This is a genomic window from Sorangiineae bacterium MSr11954, assembly GCA_037157815.1.
Taxonomy (GTDB): Bacteria; Myxococcota_A; Polyangia; order Polyangiales; family Polyangiaceae; genus Pendulispora; species Pendulispora albinea.
The window spans coordinates 1,185,056-1,201,390 of sequence record CP089984.1 but is presented as its reverse complement, the minus strand read 5'-3'; the positions used below and the strand labels follow the sequence as shown (position 1 = coordinate 1,201,390).

Sequence of the window (16,335 nt, the reverse complement as noted above, 5' to 3'; positions counted from 1 at the left end):
TTCGCCTCATCCCTCCAGGATAGGCCGCAAATCGAGCAGCACGAGCAGAGAACCGAAGTCGCGGCGCCCGGTTCCATCCTTCGGCCGACCGATCCCGAGGATGTGCGCGGGTTGATCCCCTCCGAGCACGTTGGCGGGCTCGATCTCCGTCTCGGTCAGACGGTAGACCTGGAGCACCTCGTCCACCAAGAGCCCGAGCTTCTCATCCCCCTTGTCCACCAGCAAGATGCGGGTCAAGTGGCCGATCGCCGCATCCTGCACGCCAAAGCGCTTGCGGAGATCGATCACGGTCACCAGCCGCCCGCGCACGCTCACCACCCCGATGACCGAAGGCTCCGCCCGCGGCACCTCGGTGATGGGCGGCGGCTTGAGGATCTCGTTGATGGAGTGGATCTCCACCGCGTAGATCTCGCCCGCCAGCGAAAAGGCGAGGTACTCCGTTCGCTGCCCGTCCGCCGCCCGCCGCAGGGCGCGCTGTTCGGCGCGTCTACGCACGAGCGCGGCCATCGCCCAATTTCCCTTCCGTTCGAGTTTCCAGCGCCCGGCCCTCGTTTCGCTCGCCGCGCCCTTCCAGGAGGCGCTCGCCGTCGCCGCTCAGCACCTCTTCGACCAGCGCCGCCACGTCGAGCACCAGCGCCACCCGCTGATCGCCCAGCTCCGTCGCCCCGGCAAAGCCGCGCACCCGCGCCAGCGACTTTCCGAGGGCCTTGATCACGATGTCCTGCTGTCCGACCAACCGATCCACCACGAACCCGAGCTTACGATTGCCGACGGCCGCGATGACCACGAATCGCTTCTCATTTTTGGTCGGCTCGAGCGGCTCGAGCGGAGCATGACCGAAGAGCTTCCACAGGCGGCAAATGGGCAGGGTGCGGCCGCGCTGGTTCATCACCTCGCGCTCCTCGACGGCGCGGACCTCGCGTTCGTCGAAGACGATGGCCTCCTCCACGCTGGCCAGCGGTATGGCGTAGGTGCGCCCCGCGATCTCGATCACCAGCACGCTGATCACGGCCAGGGTGATGGGGAGCGTGATGGTCATCTTGGTCCCGATGCCCACCTCGCTCGAGATGTCGATGATGCCGCCCATGCGGGAGATGTTCGTCTTGACGATGTCCATCCCCACCCCGCGGCCCGAGAGATCGGTGGCCTCCCCGCGCGTGGTGAAGCCCGGGAGAAAGACGAGCCCCAAGATCTCGTGCGGCAAGAGCTCCGCCGCCTGCTCGCGCGTGAGCAAGCCGCGGCGCACGGCGCTGGCCAGCAGCACCTGGGTGTTCATGCCGGCGCCGTCGTCCTCCACCTCGATGACGACGTGGTTGCCCTTCTGAAAGGCGTTGAGGGCGATGGTCCCCACGGTGGGCTTGCCCACCCGCTCCCGCTCCTCGCGCTGCTCGATGCCATGATCGATGGCGTTGCGGATCATGTGCATGAGCGGATCGCTCAGCTCCTCGACGATGAGCTTGTCGATCTCCGTCTCGGCGCCGGTCACCACCAGGTTGACCTGCTTGTCGTGCTCGCGCGAAATCTGACGCACGATGCGGGCGAGCTTGTCGAAGGCTTGCCCCAGCGGCACCATGCGCACCTCGAGGATGCCGTTCTGCATCTGCGCGAGGTTGCGCTCGAAGGCGCGGTGCAGCCGATACAGCTCGTTGGCGAGCGAGCGCATCTCGGGCCTGAGCCGCACCTTGTCCGAGAGCTTCGCCAGGGAGGTGCGGGTGATGGCCAGCTCGCCCACGATGTTCATCAGGTGATCGAGCTTGCGAATGTCGACGCGCACCGTTTGGCTCACGGAGCGCAGCGACATCTCGCGCCCGGCCGCCGCCGGGGGGTACGACTGCGGCTTCTCCGCGGGCGGGGGCGGCGGGATCGACCGAAGAATGTCGTCGACGTCCGTCGCCCGGCTTCGGTGCGTGAAGCGCACGTCGCCAATGGGAGGATGCGGAGGGGGAAAGTCGGAGGGGGTCGACGAGGTGGTGGAGGTCTCTCGGCCCCACACCACCGGCAGCGGGATCTCGCGCTGCATCGGGGGCATCGCGGACGGGCGAGGCTCCACCACCGGCATCTGCCCGGTGGGTGCAATCGTATGAAATTCGGCGCCGAACACGTCCTCTTCCGTGGCGGGGAAGCCCGGCGCGGGGGGCTCGGGGCGCTCGATGGGTCCCGGGTGGAAGGTGGAGCGCGGCTCGGGGCTCTCGTCGGGCGCCTGCGATCCGGGCGGCACAGGCTGCGGAGGCTCCGGCGCGTACGGCGCGACCGTCGGCGGCGGCTTGCTGCGCGGACCGCGGCGCTGAACTTCTTCGATGAGCGCATACGACCCGCCGAGCGCCGCCTCGAGCACGGGGAGCGGCGCATGGCTCGCGAGCAGGATCTCCAGCTCGATGCTGTCGCTGTCGCCGCCCGCGCCCGTGGGAAGGTACGTGATGATCTCGCCGTGCGGCCGCGCGCGCGCCTTGAGCTCGTCCAGCGCCGAGTCGATGGTGTCCAGGCGGAACTGGACGCGGATGCGGAAGAGCGAGACCCCCTGCGAAATATTGGTTCGCAGCCGGTACTCCTCGTACTCCGTGAGCACGCCGAGCAAGCCCGGGTCGAGCTCGTACTGCGCCACCGGGCTTGCGCCGCCCCCACCCCGCCGCTGCGAGACCTGCCCCAACAAGTGGAGCAGCGCCTTCACCTCTTGCGCCGGCTCCTCCGGGGTATCGCTCCGCTCCGCCGCGAGGATCCGCGCGTAGAGCTCGACCGCACGAAAGAGCACATCGAGGACGGCGGCCGTCAGATCGAGCCGGCCCAAACGCAGATCGTCGAGGACGTCTTCGAGCTCGTGCGAGAGCCCACTCATCAACGTGGCGCCAAAGAGGCCCGCCAGGCCCTTCAGCGTATGAACGGCGCGGAAAATATCGTTGATGAGCTCCGGGTCGGTGCGGCCGCCCTTGGAGACCGCGTCGAGGGCGAGAAGATCGCGCCCCAGGCCATCGATGAGCTCCTGGGCCTCGGAGAAAAACTCTTCGCGCGCCTTGTCGCCGGGATCACCGCGCCCCCCGCCGCCGTGCTCCGCCATCTCTTAACGCTTCGCTTCGCCGGGAGACTGAGCCACGGCGCCCTCCGAACCCGTCGAACCCGAAGAACCCGCCGACCCCACCGGACCCGGGTGCGATCCCGCCTCGGTCTTGGCGCCGCCCAGGGCCCTCACACATGTGGCGCGGAGCGCCTCGGCCGTGAACGGCTTGGGGAGGTAGGCGTCGGCGCCGAGGGCCAAGCCCTTGTCGATATCGCGCTGGGCCGCGAGGGTGGAGATGATGACCAGCGGCGTCGAGCGATGGTGCTCGGACATGCGGATGAAGCGAATGAGCTCCAGGCCGTTGATCGCCGCCATGTTGATGTCGGTAATGATGAGGTCGTAAGGACCACGCGGAAGAAGGCGCATGGCCTCGAACCCGCTCGAAGCCTCGGTGACCTGACACCCGCCGAGCGCATGAGCGAACTCCGGTTCTTCCAGGATGGCGCGCACGAACGCCCGCGCCGAAGGCGAATCTTCCACCACGAGAACTTTGGGCATCGCGATCCCGCGACGGAGCTTACTACGCTGCGCAGGCGAAAGCTCGCCCCGTGTTGCCAATACTTGCGCGAGGAAGACGTTTTCGAACCGGAAACGATGCCATTCCGAGGCGAGGGAGACTACTCTAACGCTCCATGCAGCCCGCGAAGACCGCTGCGGTCCTCATCATTGGCAACGAGCTTCTGTCGGGCAAAGTCGAGGAGGCCAACCTTCGTGTGTTGGCGCGAAGCCTCCGCGACCTGGGCATCCAACTGCGCCGCGTCGTCATGGTGCTCGATGACATCGACACCATCGCCCGCGAGGTGCGCGAGCTCTCCACCACGCATGACTGGCTCTTCACCTCCGGCGGGGTCGGCCCAACGCACGACGATGTCACGGTCGATGCGGTCGCCAAGGCCTTTGGCGTCAAGGTGGTGATCAGCCCCGAGATGCGGGACATGCTCATCGAGCATTACGAGGAGCGCTGCACGGAGGGGCACCTTCGCATGGCGCTGATCCCCGAGGGCGCCACCCTCGAGACGACCGAGGCCATCCGCTGGCCTACCATTCGCCTCGAGAACACCTGGCTCATGCCCGGGGTCCCCGAGGTCTTCCGGATGAAAATCCCCGTGCTGGTGGAAAAGCTCGGCCAACACGATCCCTATGTCTCCACCGCGGTGTACACCAAAATGGAGGAGGGCGACCTCAAGCCGCTGCTCGACCAAGTCGTCGCCGACTTTCCCGAGGTCGACGTCGGCTCCTACCCCAAGTGGCTCGATCCCTCGTACAAGACGAAGGTGACCTTCGACGGGCGGGACCGCTCCCTGGTCTTTGCCGCCCGAGACCGCTTTTTGTCGACCTTGCCCTCGAACGAACCGCAGCGGGTGGATTAAGCTAGCTCCCCTGCTCAAGCCCTGCTCGGCTTCTGCCCTGGCCTGCCCCGCTCATTCAGGCTGGGGCTGCGGCCCTGCCAGCGGCCCGCGCTCGACGATGACCTCCCGTGCAGCCCCATCCCGCAAAATTTGCAGCCGCACCCGGCTTCCCACGTTTCCCACGAGCGCTTGGTGCAGCTGTTCACTCGTCATCGTGGACACGGGCCTTCCATCGACCGCCGTCACCTCGTCATCGACGAACAAGCCCGCCTTGGCCGCACCCATGTTTGGAGGCACTTCCCGGATGAAAACTCGGCCATTTTGGTTATTTTTTGCCAGGATGGCGCCGATGGACCCGGTCCATGTGTTCCCGCACGCGCTCGCCCCCGCCAAACCGGCGAGCATTGTTAGAACGACAACGAGCCGGCTCCAGCCGCCCGTGGCACCAATGAGCAATCGCTCGGTAGGCATCAGGATCGTTGCATCCGGGGTCGACATAGGTGAAAGAACGTATTCGAAGGTGCACACAGCAGATTCAGCGGCCGGCCCTAGTCTAGGCCGTTGCTTTCACGTAGGCCCGCTAGCTACACTTGGGCAGAAGCGGAACCGCTTCCTGAACCGAGCGCCTACCTTGACTTTTACCCGGGTCCCCTCGCGAGTGCGAACAGACGACGAACTCCGATGTGGAAGCTGATTATCGAGGACGAGGAGGGTAAGCGCACGGTCGTCCCGCTCACGCGGGACGATTACACGATCGGGCGCAAGGAGGGGAACAACATCCGCCTCACCGAACGCAACGTGTCGCGTGACCATGCCGCGCTCCATCGCAAGAAGAACGGCGCACCGCATTCACCGCGAACCCCGGGCATCGCCGCACCGGCATCCGTTGCGGTGAACCCGTCGTTCTTCCTCGAGGACCATCAGAGCTACAACGGGGTCTACGTCAACGGCTTGAGGGTCGCGCAGACGCAGGACCTCTTGCATGGCGATCTAATCCAGATCGGGGACTATCGCATCGTCCTGCACGATGACGCTGCCGTCGAACAACCCCCGGCAAACGCCACCATCCCGGACGACACGAAGGCGACGCTCCCCAATGTCACCACCCGCGGTTCGCTGCTGCTCGAGCGCCCGAACCGGCTGGTGATGCTCGCCGGACCCACCCCGGGGCTGGAGTATCCCCTGGATCGCGAGCGGCTCACCATCGGCCGGGCCGAAGACGCCGCCATCTCGGTGAACCACAACTCCGTGTCGCGGCTGCACTGCGAGATCCACTCGCTGGGCGAGGGCCGCTACGAGATCGTCGACAAGGGCTCCTCCAACGGCGTGCGCGTCAACGGAGCCGATTTGCGCCGCGGCATCATCGAGGCGGGCGACATCATCGAGCTCGGGGACGTGCGATTCAAGTTCGTGGGCGCGGGCCAAATTTTCCTGCCCGGCGCGACCGATACCCATCAATTCGAGTCCATCGGCGAGCGCTCGGCCAACGCGGTGTCGCGATCGGGCCGTGGGGTCGGTGTGATCCCGTGGCTCCTCTTCGGGATGATCCTGGCCTCGGCCGCGGTGGGCATTTGGGCATACCTGCGGCAGCAAAAGTTGCAGTCTCGCCAGAGCCCAGCGCCGACGACGCAGGTCGATCCATCGGAAGCGCAGGCCTTGAAGGAGGCCGCGCAGGCATGCATCAAGGACAATCACTGCGAGGAAGCGCACGACAAGGTGATGCAAAAGGTGGCGAGTGGCTCGTCGCTTCAGAACGACCCGCAGTTCAAAGAAATCGAGCTCCGCTGGGCCGAACAAATCATGGAGCGGGCGCTCAACGAGATCGACCCCGCGAAGAAGCGCAGCCTCTACGAGCTGGTCGACAAGCAGCCCACCGTCGATGAGCCGCACCGCAAGATGGCGTCGGATCGGCTGCGTGAGCTCGATGCTCAGAACCTGGCCATGGCACCTCGCGGGGTGCCCGCGCCGAAAGATAGCGGGAGCCATCCCACGGGCGTGCAGCTGACCAGCGCGCCCGAGCACACGGAGAAGCTCGATCGTCCGTCGCGTCAGGCGTCGGCGGATTCGTCTGGTTCGCACACGGCACCGAAGAGCACCAGCACCAACGCGGGCCCGCAACCGGCAGCTCCGGCGCCGTCGGGTACGCCCGCATCGGGGGCGAGCGGCGCCGCAGCAGGAAGCGTAGCCGAGCAAGTGCGCGCGATCATGCTCAAGGATCCCGATGGGGCGCGAAAGCTCCTTCAGCCTCGGGTGAACCAGGGGCATGCGACGAAGGAGGAGATCGGTCTACTCAAGACGATCTGCCGCGAGCAGCGGGACCAAGTCTGCCTGGAGCAGACGAAGAGGCTCCTGGAGAAGTAGAAGAAGTCGGAGGTCGACGGAACGGCGGCGCGCGATCCGTCGCCGTGAGCGCGGGTTGGTCCTCCGAACCGAGGCGGGCGAATTTCGGACGAGACGGTCGTCTGAAACGGAGAATCGCTGGCACTGATCGCATGATCAGTATATGTATACGGGCCATGATTCCGCCCCCTGTCCAGACTCTGATCGAGATCTTCCGCACCGAGCTCGCCGACCTCCGTTTTGCCGACATGGACGCGAAGGGGCTCTCGGACGTCGCCACCGACGTGCAATCGGCGACCGACGCGTTGACCACCGCGCAAGCCGCCGTCGATGCCGCACGCGCGCAATTGCAGGAGCGCCAAGAAGCGTTGCTGCACTACGCGCAGCGCGCCCTTGCCTACGCCCGCATCTACGCCGAAACGAACGACGATCTACGCACGCGTCTCGAAGGCATCGCGCTCCCCCGCCCCGCCCGTCGGCCCAACCCCAAAGCCGACGAGACGCCTGCCAGCTCACCCGAGGCAAGCGCCGATGCACCGGTGCGCCGACGCGGTCGACCGCGCAAATCCGAAACCGGCACCGCGGGCGACGCCGACATCGAGGCAACCCCGCACGCGGCGGAATGATTCGCCGCGCGGCGGCTTCGACGCGCCGCGGGTGATTCGGCGCGTGGCGGCTGATTCGGCGCGCCGCGGCTGATTCGACGCGTGGCGGCTGATTCGGCGCGCCGCGGCTGATTCGACGCGTGGCGGCTTTTGTTGAACCGCAAGGACATGTGGGGATTAACGCAACAGAGAGGATTTCTCCATAAGAGAATCCTCTCTTTCAACTTTGGCGCCGTGGCGGGGATCCAAAGCTTGCGCCCCTAGCGCCCTTACGGTGATCCCTCTCCTCCCCACACGCCCTAGCCGCGCCCCAAAGCTTGCGCCCCTGGCGCCCTTGCGGTGATCTCTCCTCCCCACACGCCCTCGCGGCGAGCCAAAGCTTGCGCCCCTGGCGCCCTTGCGTTGATCCCTCTCCTCCCCACACGCCCTAGCCGCGCTCCAAAGCTTGCGCCCCTGGCGCCCTTGCGTTGATCCCTCTCCTCCCCACGCCCTAGCGCGCTCCAAAGCTTGCGCCCCTAGCGCCCTTGCGTTGATCCCTCTCCTCCCCACGCCCTAGCGCGCTCCAAAGCTTGCGCCCCTGGCGCCCTTGCGGTGATCCCTCTCCTCCCCACACGCCCTAGCCGCGCTCCAAAGCTTGCGCCCCTAGCGCCCTTGCGGTGATCCCTCTCCTCCCCACACGCCCTCGCGGCGAGCCGAAGCTTACGCCCCTGGCGTCCTGCACTCCAAAGCTTGCGCCCCTGGCGCCCTTGCGGTGATCCTTCTCCTCCCCACACGCCCTCGCGGCGAGCCAAAGCTTGCACCCTGGCGGTGATTCCTCGCCTCCCCTCGCGCCCTGGCGGTAAAATCCCGAACCGCCAGAGCGCTCCTGCGTGATTCGTCAGTTGACGGGATCGGACTTCACGCCGTGCGACACGGCATTGGGGCATCCGACTTGGACGCCGGTGGGGCCGTCCTTCGTCTTGACGATTTTGAAGTCGACCCGGCGATTCTTCTCCCAGGCCGCTTCATTGTGAGCGGGATCCTCCGGGCAATACTCGCCGTAGCCCTTGGCGCGCAGCCGCGAGCGCTCGACCCCGCGTTGAACCAGCGCGGCCATGACGGCGTTCACGCGCGCTTGGGTGAGGTTCAAGTTGTATTGATCGCCCGCGCGCTCGTCGGCGTGGCCGGCGACTTCCATCAACGTGAACTCGGGGTGGTGGGTGATGGTGGTCGCCACCGCATCGAGGATGTCCTTCGACTCGGGACGGATCTCGGACGAGCCGGTCTTGAACTGGATTTTCTGCAAGATCAGGATGGCGTTGTCCTGGATCACGACCTGCCCTTTGTCCGGGCACCCGTCTTCGTCTTCGAAGCCGTTGAAGGTCTCCGGCTGGTTCGGGCACTTGTCGACCCGGTCGGGGATGCCGTCTTTGTCGTTGTCCGGATCGGGGCAGCCGTCTTGGTCTTCGAAGCCGTCCTTGTCCTCCGGATCGTTGGGGCATTGGTCCATCTTGTCCGGAATGCCGTCCATGTCGTTGTCCGGATCCGGGCAGCCGTCTTGGTCCTGAAAGCCGTCTTTGTCCTCGGGCTGGTCGGGGCACTTGTCGACGTTGTCGGGGATGCCGTCGCCGTCACGGTCGCCGGTGTTTCCCTCGGGGCAGCCGTCGTCGTCTTGGTCGCCGTCGCGATCCTCGGGTTCGTTGGGGCAGCGATCGTCCTTGTCGGGGATGCCGTCTTCGTCGTTGTCCGGATCGGGGCAGCCGTCTTCGTCCTTGAAGCCGTCCTTGTCCTCGGGATCGTCGGGGCATTGATCGACGTCGTCCTTGATGCCGTCGCCGTCGCGATCCCCAATCGACGGCTCGAACACGAAGCCGATGAAGCCGCGGAGGTTCGCCGCCTCGAAGCCGTTGGTGTAGCGAGGGCCGGCGCCGAACATGAGGAACGAGTTGCGCTCGACGAAGACCTTGAGGCCGCCCACCACCTCGTTCGAAGGCTTCACCGCGGAGTCGGCGTCGCCCGAGAGAAGATACGTCGCGTACGTCTCGGCCACGAGATCGACCGGATCCAGGATGCGGTACGCCAAGGCGGCGCCGTATGTGAACCGGTTGCCGTCTTTGAACTTACCGTCGCGCAGCGGCAAGGCGGTCTCGCTCGCGCCGTGCACGCGGATACCCGCGTTGAGGCCCACCTTGAAGCGCCCGGTCGAGCCAAGGCGGTGCTCGAACAAAAGCTGCGGCCACACCCACGCCGTGGGATCCGCGCCCGCGTTCTTCGGCGCGTCGGTCACCGGAACGCCGCCCTGCACCGCGAGCGCAAGACCCGGCCCCTTCTCCACGCGCGTGATGCGCAGCTTCGCGTGCAGCCCCAGGTAGCCGATGGTCTGCGAATCGAGCTTGTTCGGCGACCATCCCTCCACGGGCAGCGCCGTATTCGGGACCGAGGTTCCGGGGGTGCCGCGCTCGTCGCCCGCCATCAGGTTGACCGGGACGCTCACGCCGACCGCCAGGATATTGGCGATGCCGTAGTTGAACATCGCGGTGCCCTGGAACGAGTGCTCGATGAGCTGGGGGCTCCCGCTCCCATTGTCCGGGACCCGCAGCAAAGCGCGCCCGTAATCGATCACCAAACCGATGCTGACATCGTTCTTACCGAGAATGTCGGTGCCGTTGACCGTGAAGAAGCCTTTCGAGTCGAGAGCAGGTCGAAAGAGATGCGTGTCGAAGCCGTCACCGTTGCCGTTCGCGATCTGCGCACGCGCCGTACTGCCGAACAACGTGACCACGCCCGCACACGCGAGTCCGAGAAGACTTCGGTAGTGAGCTTTCATCGCCTTGCGGCCTATGATGCGCATATTTTCGGCGGAATCGGCAAATAAAGAATGGCTGGAGCCACACTCCTACTTCTTGCTTCCTCTTGCGGTAAGCTGCAGCCCGTCGTGTTCGTAGGTCGATCCGCGTTCCTCTCGTCCGTATCGTGCGTGGCCGCGTTGCTCGCCGTGTCGTTTTTCACATTGGCTGCGCGCGCGGGCTCCTTCGACGGAAAGTGGAAGCAAGGTCCCCTTCGCCAAGACTACACCGTCCAACAGTGGTTCCCTGCCTGCGGCCCCGCGCCCACCAACGGTTCCCTAGGTGGCGGCGAAATCGTCACCATCCAAGAAGAGGGGGACGAGCTGGGCATCCTGGGCGGCGGCCGCAATTTCCACACGAACCAGTGCTACGACGAGCTCCCCACCCTGGTGCGCGACGCCCACTCGCGCGACGGATCCGGCCGGTCGTGGCGCACGCGCTGCTCGACCCCGCCCTCCGATCCACGGCGCGCCGTCATCAATACGTTGGTCACCGTGCAGAGCGACACGCGCGTGGAGGTGGCCGAGTCCGGGCGCTACGAGATCACGCTCAAAGAAGGGCGCTGCACCGCCGACGTCAAACGCACGAGGGTCTTCGAAAAAGTGCTCGCCACCCCCGCGGCCCCCGCGAGCACCACACCGCCGCCCGAGCCCACCCATGCCCCCGAGCCGGCCAGTCGTGCGTGCACCCCAGCGAGCGTCGGCGCGCCCGCGCGTCTCGAAGTGCGCCCGGCCCGCAAACTTCTACGCACGGGAGAAAGTTTCGTCTTTCAAGCCGTGGTGAGCGACGCCAAAGGCTGCGCGACCTCGACCCCCGTCATCTGGGAGGTGGATCCCGCCGTGGCGGGAAAGGCGCGCGTGGAGGTCGATGCATCGGGCAAGGTCACCGTTCACGATGACGCCGTCGAGGGTCCCGTCACCTTGGTGGTGACGGCGGCGGGCAAGAGCACGCGGGTGACCGTGGAGGTGAGCTCCCCCTCGCACTACGACGCGCTCCTGGCCCAATCGGGGCTCAATGCGCTGGGCGAGACGAACGAAACATCGGTCGCCGTCATTGCGCAAGGCACATTGGGAGGACAAGAAGCCACCGCCGTGGGCAACGCGGTCCGGCGCCGCAACACGTTCATCGCCGTGGTGGGTGCGCTGGCCGCCATTTTGGGCATCGTGGCCATCTTCGGATGGCGACGCGCGCGCAAAGCGGCGCGGCTCGAGCGCGAGGCGCAAGCGCGCCATGAACAGAAGCTGCGCGAGGCCGAGGAGCGCCGCCGTGAAAAGGCTGCGCAGCATGCCGCGCAGATGAAGGCGCACGAGGAGAGCCTCGAGCGCGCCATGAGCGCAGCAAAGACGCACGAACGGCCGGGCGAGCGAAGGCGCGCGCGCTGCCCCACATGCCAGCGCGAGTATGCGGGCAGCTCGGCGTTTTGCCCGGACGATGGCACGCGCCTTGTCGAGCTCGGTCCTCGCGAGGACCATGAGGAGGTGGCGGGCGAGGCAGGCGGTGGCATCTGCCCAGTATGCAAACGTGGGTTTGGCCCAGGCGTAAAGCACTGCCCCAACGATGGGGAAGAGCTGGTCGCCTATACGCTTGCAGCGCCCTCGAATGCGCGCCTCAAGGGCAAGATTTGCCCCACTTGCGGCGATCGTTTCGAGGGCTCGGCGTCGTACTGCGGCAAAGATGGCACTGCGCTGGTGCTGCTTAACTAAGTGGCGTTCGAAGCCGAACCCAAGGGCCTGCTCCTACCTTTTGTGGCGCGTTGCTTGATCGCTGTTCTGGCGGCCCGCTATACTTTTCAGAGTTGTCTTCAGTGTCCTGTGAGCGAATGTCCCACGGAGATCTTCCCCATCGGTGTGGGGCCGGATTTTTCCCTGCAGCAACACGTGCGCGCACCTGCGTGCGTCGAAGGGAGTGCGCTGACTTGACGGTGTTGGACCACGTAGAGGGCCGGAGGCGTCCGTGAAGATTTCGTGCCAGTCGTGTCAGGCCAAGTACACCATCGCGGACGAGAAGGTCCTCGGAAAGATCGTCAAGATCCGCTGCAAGAAGTGCGGCGCAACCATTGTCATCAACGGCAATGATCCCGAGGCTGCCTCCGCGGGGGTCTCGTCCGCTGCAGGTGCCGCATCCGCCGCATCGATGGGCGGCGCCACCAGCGTGAGCGACCCCGGGTACGGGGTCGTCGAGCAAGATCAATGGACGGTCAACGTAGCCGACGGCGATCAACGCACCATGACGGTGGGCGAGATCGTCGACGAATACAAGCTGGGGACCATCCACGACGATACGTTCTGCTGGAAAGATGGAATGAACGATTGGCTCCCGCTTCGGGAGATTGAATCGCTCTATGGGGCGTGCACCAGCGGAAGCACGGGGGCGAGCGAGTTCTCGCCCCTCAGCTTGCGCAACTCGGATCAAGATCGCCCCGAGCCCGCACCCCTCGGTCTCGGCACCGGCGGATTTGGCGGCGGCGGCGACAGCCTCTTCGGAGGCGGAGCCGGTCGAGCTCAAGGCGGGCTGGCCGCATCCAGCTTCCACGCCGACACCAACGGCAACGGCGCGGGCCTGTTCGACCCGAATCGTTTAGGCGGGAGCGGCGCGGGCAGCTCCAGCGGCGGCGGCGCAGGGGCCGCGCTGGCGTCGTCGTCGGCCACGGCCGCACGTCGAACGGGCGGACGCGGGAATCAGGCCGATCTCTTCGGGGGTGTGGCTCAAGCTGGCGGCGAAGAAGACGTGATGACCAGCGCCGCGCCGGTCGCCCAAGACGGCAGCAAGCTCACGGGCCAGCGGAACGAGAACAGCGTTCTCTTCTCCCTCGGCGCGCTGACGCAAAAAGCGCCGGAGAAGCCGCTTGGCGGCGGTGGCAGCAGCAGCTCGAGCACCTCGAGCAGCGCGACATCCTCCGCCAGCTCCGATGGATCGGGCCTCATCGACATTCGCGCGCTCGCCTCCTCCGGCGGAAGCGAGGGTGAAGGAACGCCCAAGAGCAGCCGTCATGTCGACGACATCATGAACCTGGGCGGCGGCGGAGCTTTCAGCGCCGCGCTCGCAGCCCCGGTGCTCGCGCCCCCGCCGCAGGACTTCGGCGATCTCTCGTCGCCGCACTCGGTGGGCGGAGGCCAGAACAAGACGCTGTACATCGCCATCATCGTCGGTTGCCTCTTGATTGGCGCCGCGATCATCGTGGCCGTTCTGCTCCTGCGCCCGTCGGTCAAAGACGAGCCCAAAATCAGCGAGCCAAGCACGACCCCGTCGGCCGCGGCCACGCCGCCGCCCGCGCCCACGGTCACCACCCCACCGCCGGCCGACACCGTCGCGACGGCGCAAGGCTCCGGCGCGAAAGAGGTCACCCCGAGCGCAGGCGCGAAATCCTCAGGCGGCAGCAGGGGCAGCGCCAAGGGCGGCTCGAGCGGTGCCCCAGGCGCAGCCGGCGGCGAAGACACGCCGACGCCGCCCACCGTATCGCAAGCGCAACCCCAGCAGCCCAAGAGCCTCGCGGACGCGATGCACAACGCGGTCGGCGCTCCGAAAGAGGAGAAGGCCGCGGAGAAGCCCTCCACTGGAACCGCGCCGTTCGATCGCGGCGCGGCCGCGGCGGCCCTCGGCGACGTGAACATCAGCGGCTGCAAGAAGGGCGATGGGCCCACGGGCGCAGGTCACGTCAAGGTCACCTTCCAGGGAAGCGGCACGGTCAGCACCGTCGAAGTCGACACGCCGCCCTTCTCCGGCACCGGCGTCGGTGGCTGCATCGCCGCCAAATTCCGCAGCGCCCACGTCCCCCCGTTCTCCGGTCCCCCGGTCACGGTCGGAAAGACGTTCTCCTTGAACTGAGCGCCCGTGCTCACCGGCGCCCTCTGCACCGTCTTCGGGTTTCTGCTCGGCCTCCGCCTCGGTATCGCGCTTGGATACCGAGGCGAGCGCCGGCGCCGCGAGGCCCTCGATCGGGCGCGCACCGTCTCGAGCAACGCGCCGGTGCGGCCGGGGTGACGCGCGGGGCCGGGTGAAACGCACGCTTCTCCTATCGTATCTTCTCGATATTGCTCTACTTTCCAGCGCAGCAGCGTGCTCGTCGAGCGAGCCCGATCCGGGCCCGCAGGTCTCGACGGCGACCCCGCGAAGGGGCGCGCAGGGCGAGGTGCTGACGTCGAAGAACGACAACGCCAGGACGGGCGCGAACCTCGACGAGGACGTGCTCGATCCACAATCGGCGCGCAACCTCGTGCTGGTGGCGCGCCTGCCCGTCGATGGTGAGCTCTATGCGCAGCCTTTGCTCGCGGGCGATGTCGAGACCGACGCGGGGAAGAAGAACTTGGTGCTCCTGGCCACCACGAACTCGAGCGTCTACGCGTTCGATCTGGATGCGCCCAATGGTGCGCGGCCCGTGTGGCATACGGGAAAAGCACGCGAGCTCGGGACCCCCGGCATCACGACCCGCAATGTGGACGGACCCAATGGGATCCTATCGACCCCCGTGGTCGATAAAAAGCGCGGGCTGATCTATGTGGTAGCCCGCTCCTGCGACGGCCCGGATGCCATTCCCGTCGCCGAGTGCCCCAGCGCGATCACCTCGGGACGCTGCAAAGCCACGATCTTCGCGCTCGACCTTCGCACGGGTGCCATCCGAGCCTCGCGCGCGATCGCAGCGTCGTTGCAGGACGAATCGAACGCGCCGCTCGTGTTCGATGCCACCGTGCACTGGAACCGGCCCGCGCTGCTGCTCGAGGGGGACGGGCTTTACGTGGCGTTCGGCTCGGGGCCCAACGGCGACCAGCACGAGGAGGACTTCGTCTACCACGGCTGGCTCTTTCGCTACGACGTCGCGGACTTGGCGCGCGAGCCCGCCGTGTACATCACGACCCCGCATGGCGGCGGAGGGAGCGTATGGCAATCGGGCTCGGGCCCCGCGTCCGATGGTGCGGGCGTCTTCTTCACCGCCGCCAATCCCATCTTGGACTGCAGCACCCACCCGCCGGCCTCGTTCCCTGCTTCGCCGAAGGACGCGGAGGACAGCGTCCTTCGGCTGCCGCTCGACTATCGGTCGAGCCCCAACGCGAGCGCGCGCGCCTACGCGGACACGCGCCCGTACGCGGCGGCGGGCTATGCGGGCACCGTCTTTCAATTCACGGCCTCGGCGGACGTCGGGTTCGGCTCCGGCGGACCGACGCTCATCCCCGATTCACGCGACGTGGTCGTCGGAACCAAAGGCGGAATCGTCTACCTGCTCGACCGCGACACGTTGCGCCCGACGCAGGAGCCCATCGTCCCCTTCACGGCGCTCCCTCTGCAAGGCGATCACGAACTCTACGTGCACTCCTGGCACGACATCCCGACCCTATCGGGAGCCTTCGCCATCTTTCGCCACGAGAGCGCGCCCAACACGCTGGCCGGCCAGTCGACCCTCTTCGCGTGGGCCGCCGACGACTACCTCCGCTCCTTCCACTACGATCACGCCGCCCGAACCCTGGTGCTCGCTCGAACGGCAAACGTCCCTGCCATGCCGCGAGGCGCCTTCGTTTCGCTCAGCGCGCGCGGCCATGCGCGGGGCTCCGCCATCGTATGGGCCACCTCACGCTCCCTCGCCGACCGGAACCGCGGACACATCTGGGCCTTCGACGCCGAGAGCCTCGAGCGACTTTGGGACTCCGAAACCACGGCGTTCTCCAAATTCACCCCGCCCACGATCGCCCGCGGCAAGCTCATCGTCCCGAGCGCCATCACCTCGGGCGCCCGCGAAGCCCTCGTCTACGGCGTCCCGCGCTAGCACCCCCTGACGCAGCAGCGCTCACACGAGCCGTGCACCTTACGCAACCCTGCGCTTGCACCGACCTTGCGCGCTCACATGAGCCGCGCACCTTAGGCAACCCTGCGCTTGTACCGACCTTGCGCGCTCGCACGAGCCGTGCACACTTACTCGAACCCTACGCTTACGCGAAGCGGCGCTCGCACGAGCCGTGCACACCTGCGCGAAGCGCGGACGAACACGAATTTACGTGCTTACGCGAAGCGTGCGCTCACACGAGCCGTGCACACCTGCGCGAAGCGCGGACGAACACGAATTTACGTGCTTACGCGAAGCGTGCGCTCACACGAGCCGTGCACACTTACGCGGACCTCACGCTCGCACGAGCCCGTAGGCGCACGTTCGCAACGCGACTGAACGAGGCGGACCT

At 66.6% G+C, this 16,335-nt stretch carries 11 protein-coding genes and 2 pseudogenes; 7 read left to right on the top strand and 6 right to left on the bottom strand.

Annotated elements, in window-relative coordinates:
• Nucleotides 1-6 precede the first annotated feature (6 nt).
• The 3 genes from LZC94_04905 to LZC94_04895 are packed head-to-tail and all read right to left on the bottom strand — an operon-like array spanning nt 7 to nt 3,550.
• Entirely contained in the window at nt 7-507 is a 501-nt protein-coding gene (locus tag LZC94_04905) for a chemotaxis protein CheW (GenBank protein ID WXB16617.1), read from the bottom strand.
• Entirely contained in the window at nt 488-3,052 is a 2,565-nt protein-coding gene (locus LZC94_04900) for a chemotaxis protein CheA (GenBank protein ID WXB16616.1), read from the bottom strand. The genes LZC94_04905 and LZC94_04900 overlap by 20 nt, the downstream gene beginning before the upstream one ends.
• A gap of 3 nt (nt 3,053-3,055) precedes the next feature.
• Complete coding sequence (locus LZC94_04895; protein WXB16615.1) at nt 3,056-3,550, bottom strand: response regulator; 495 nt, start codon at nt 3,548-3,550, stop codon at nt 3,056-3,058.
• A 134-nt stretch (nt 3,551-3,684) separates the two neighbouring features.
• Here LZC94_04895 and LZC94_04890 point away from each other — a divergent pair, with 134 nt between their 5' ends.
• Nucleotides 3,685-4,422 (top strand): competence/damage-inducible protein A, encoded by a 738-nt coding sequence (locus LZC94_04890; GenBank protein WXB16614.1) that lies wholly within the window; start codon nt 3,685-3,687, stop codon nt 4,420-4,422.
• Between the two features lie 51 nt (nt 4,423-4,473).
• On the opposite strand, the gene LZC94_04885 is transcribed toward LZC94_04890, so the two are convergent.
• The gene (locus LZC94_04885) at nt 4,474-4,899 is read right to left on the bottom strand and encodes a PDZ domain-containing protein (GenBank protein ID WXB16613.1); all 426 of its coding nucleotides are present in this window, start codon (nt 4,897-4,899) and stop codon (nt 4,474-4,476) included.
• Nucleotides 4,900-5,082: 183 nt separating this feature from the next.
• Here LZC94_04885 and LZC94_04880 point away from each other — a divergent pair, with 183 nt between their 5' ends.
• Entirely contained in the window at nt 5,083-6,762 is a 1,680-nt protein-coding gene (locus LZC94_04880; GenBank protein WXB16612.1) for an FHA domain-containing protein, read from the top strand.
• A 44-nt stretch (nt 6,763-6,806) separates the two neighbouring features.
• Nucleotides 6,807-7,367 carry a hypothetical protein gene (locus LZC94_04875; GenBank protein ID WXB16611.1) on the top strand — a complete coding sequence of 187 codons (561 nt, stop codon included), beginning with the start codon at nt 6,807-6,809 and terminating at the stop codon, nt 7,365-7,367.
• Between the two features lie 856 nt (nt 7,368-8,223).
• On the opposite strand, the gene LZC94_04870 is transcribed toward LZC94_04875, so the two are convergent.
• Complete coding sequence (locus tag LZC94_04870) at nt 8,224-10,152, bottom strand: OmpA family protein (protein WXB16610.1); 1,929 nt, start codon at nt 10,150-10,152, stop codon at nt 8,224-8,226.
• Between the two features lie 108 nt (nt 10,153-10,260).
• Between LZC94_04870 and LZC94_04865 the strand changes: the two genes are divergently transcribed.
• Nucleotides 10,261-11,874, top strand: a complete 1,614-nt coding sequence (locus LZC94_04865; protein WXB16609.1) for a hypothetical protein — start codon at nt 10,261-10,263, stop codon at nt 11,872-11,874.
• A 250-nt stretch (nt 11,875-12,124) separates the two neighbouring features.
• Nucleotides 12,125-12,463, top strand: a pseudogene (locus LZC94_04860) (zinc-ribbon domain-containing protein).
• A gap of 131 nt (nt 12,464-12,594) precedes the next feature.
• On the opposite strand, the pseudogene LZC94_04855 reads toward LZC94_04860, so the two are convergent.
• A pseudogene (locus tag LZC94_04855) lies at nt 12,595-12,696 on the bottom strand (FHA domain-containing protein).
• A gap of 1,306 nt (nt 12,697-14,002) precedes the next feature.
• Between LZC94_04855 and LZC94_04850 the strand changes: the two are divergent.
• On the top strand, nt 14,003-14,152 hold the full coding sequence (locus LZC94_04850) for a hypothetical protein (protein WXB16608.1): 150 nt from the start codon (nt 14,003-14,005) through the stop codon (nt 14,150-14,152).
• 13 nt (nt 14,153-14,165) lie between these two features.
• Nucleotides 14,166-15,926, top strand: coding sequence for a hypothetical protein (locus tag LZC94_04845; protein ID WXB16607.1), 1,761 nt, complete (start codon nt 14,166-14,168; stop codon nt 15,924-15,926).
• Nucleotides 15,927-16,335: the final 409 nt, after the last annotated feature.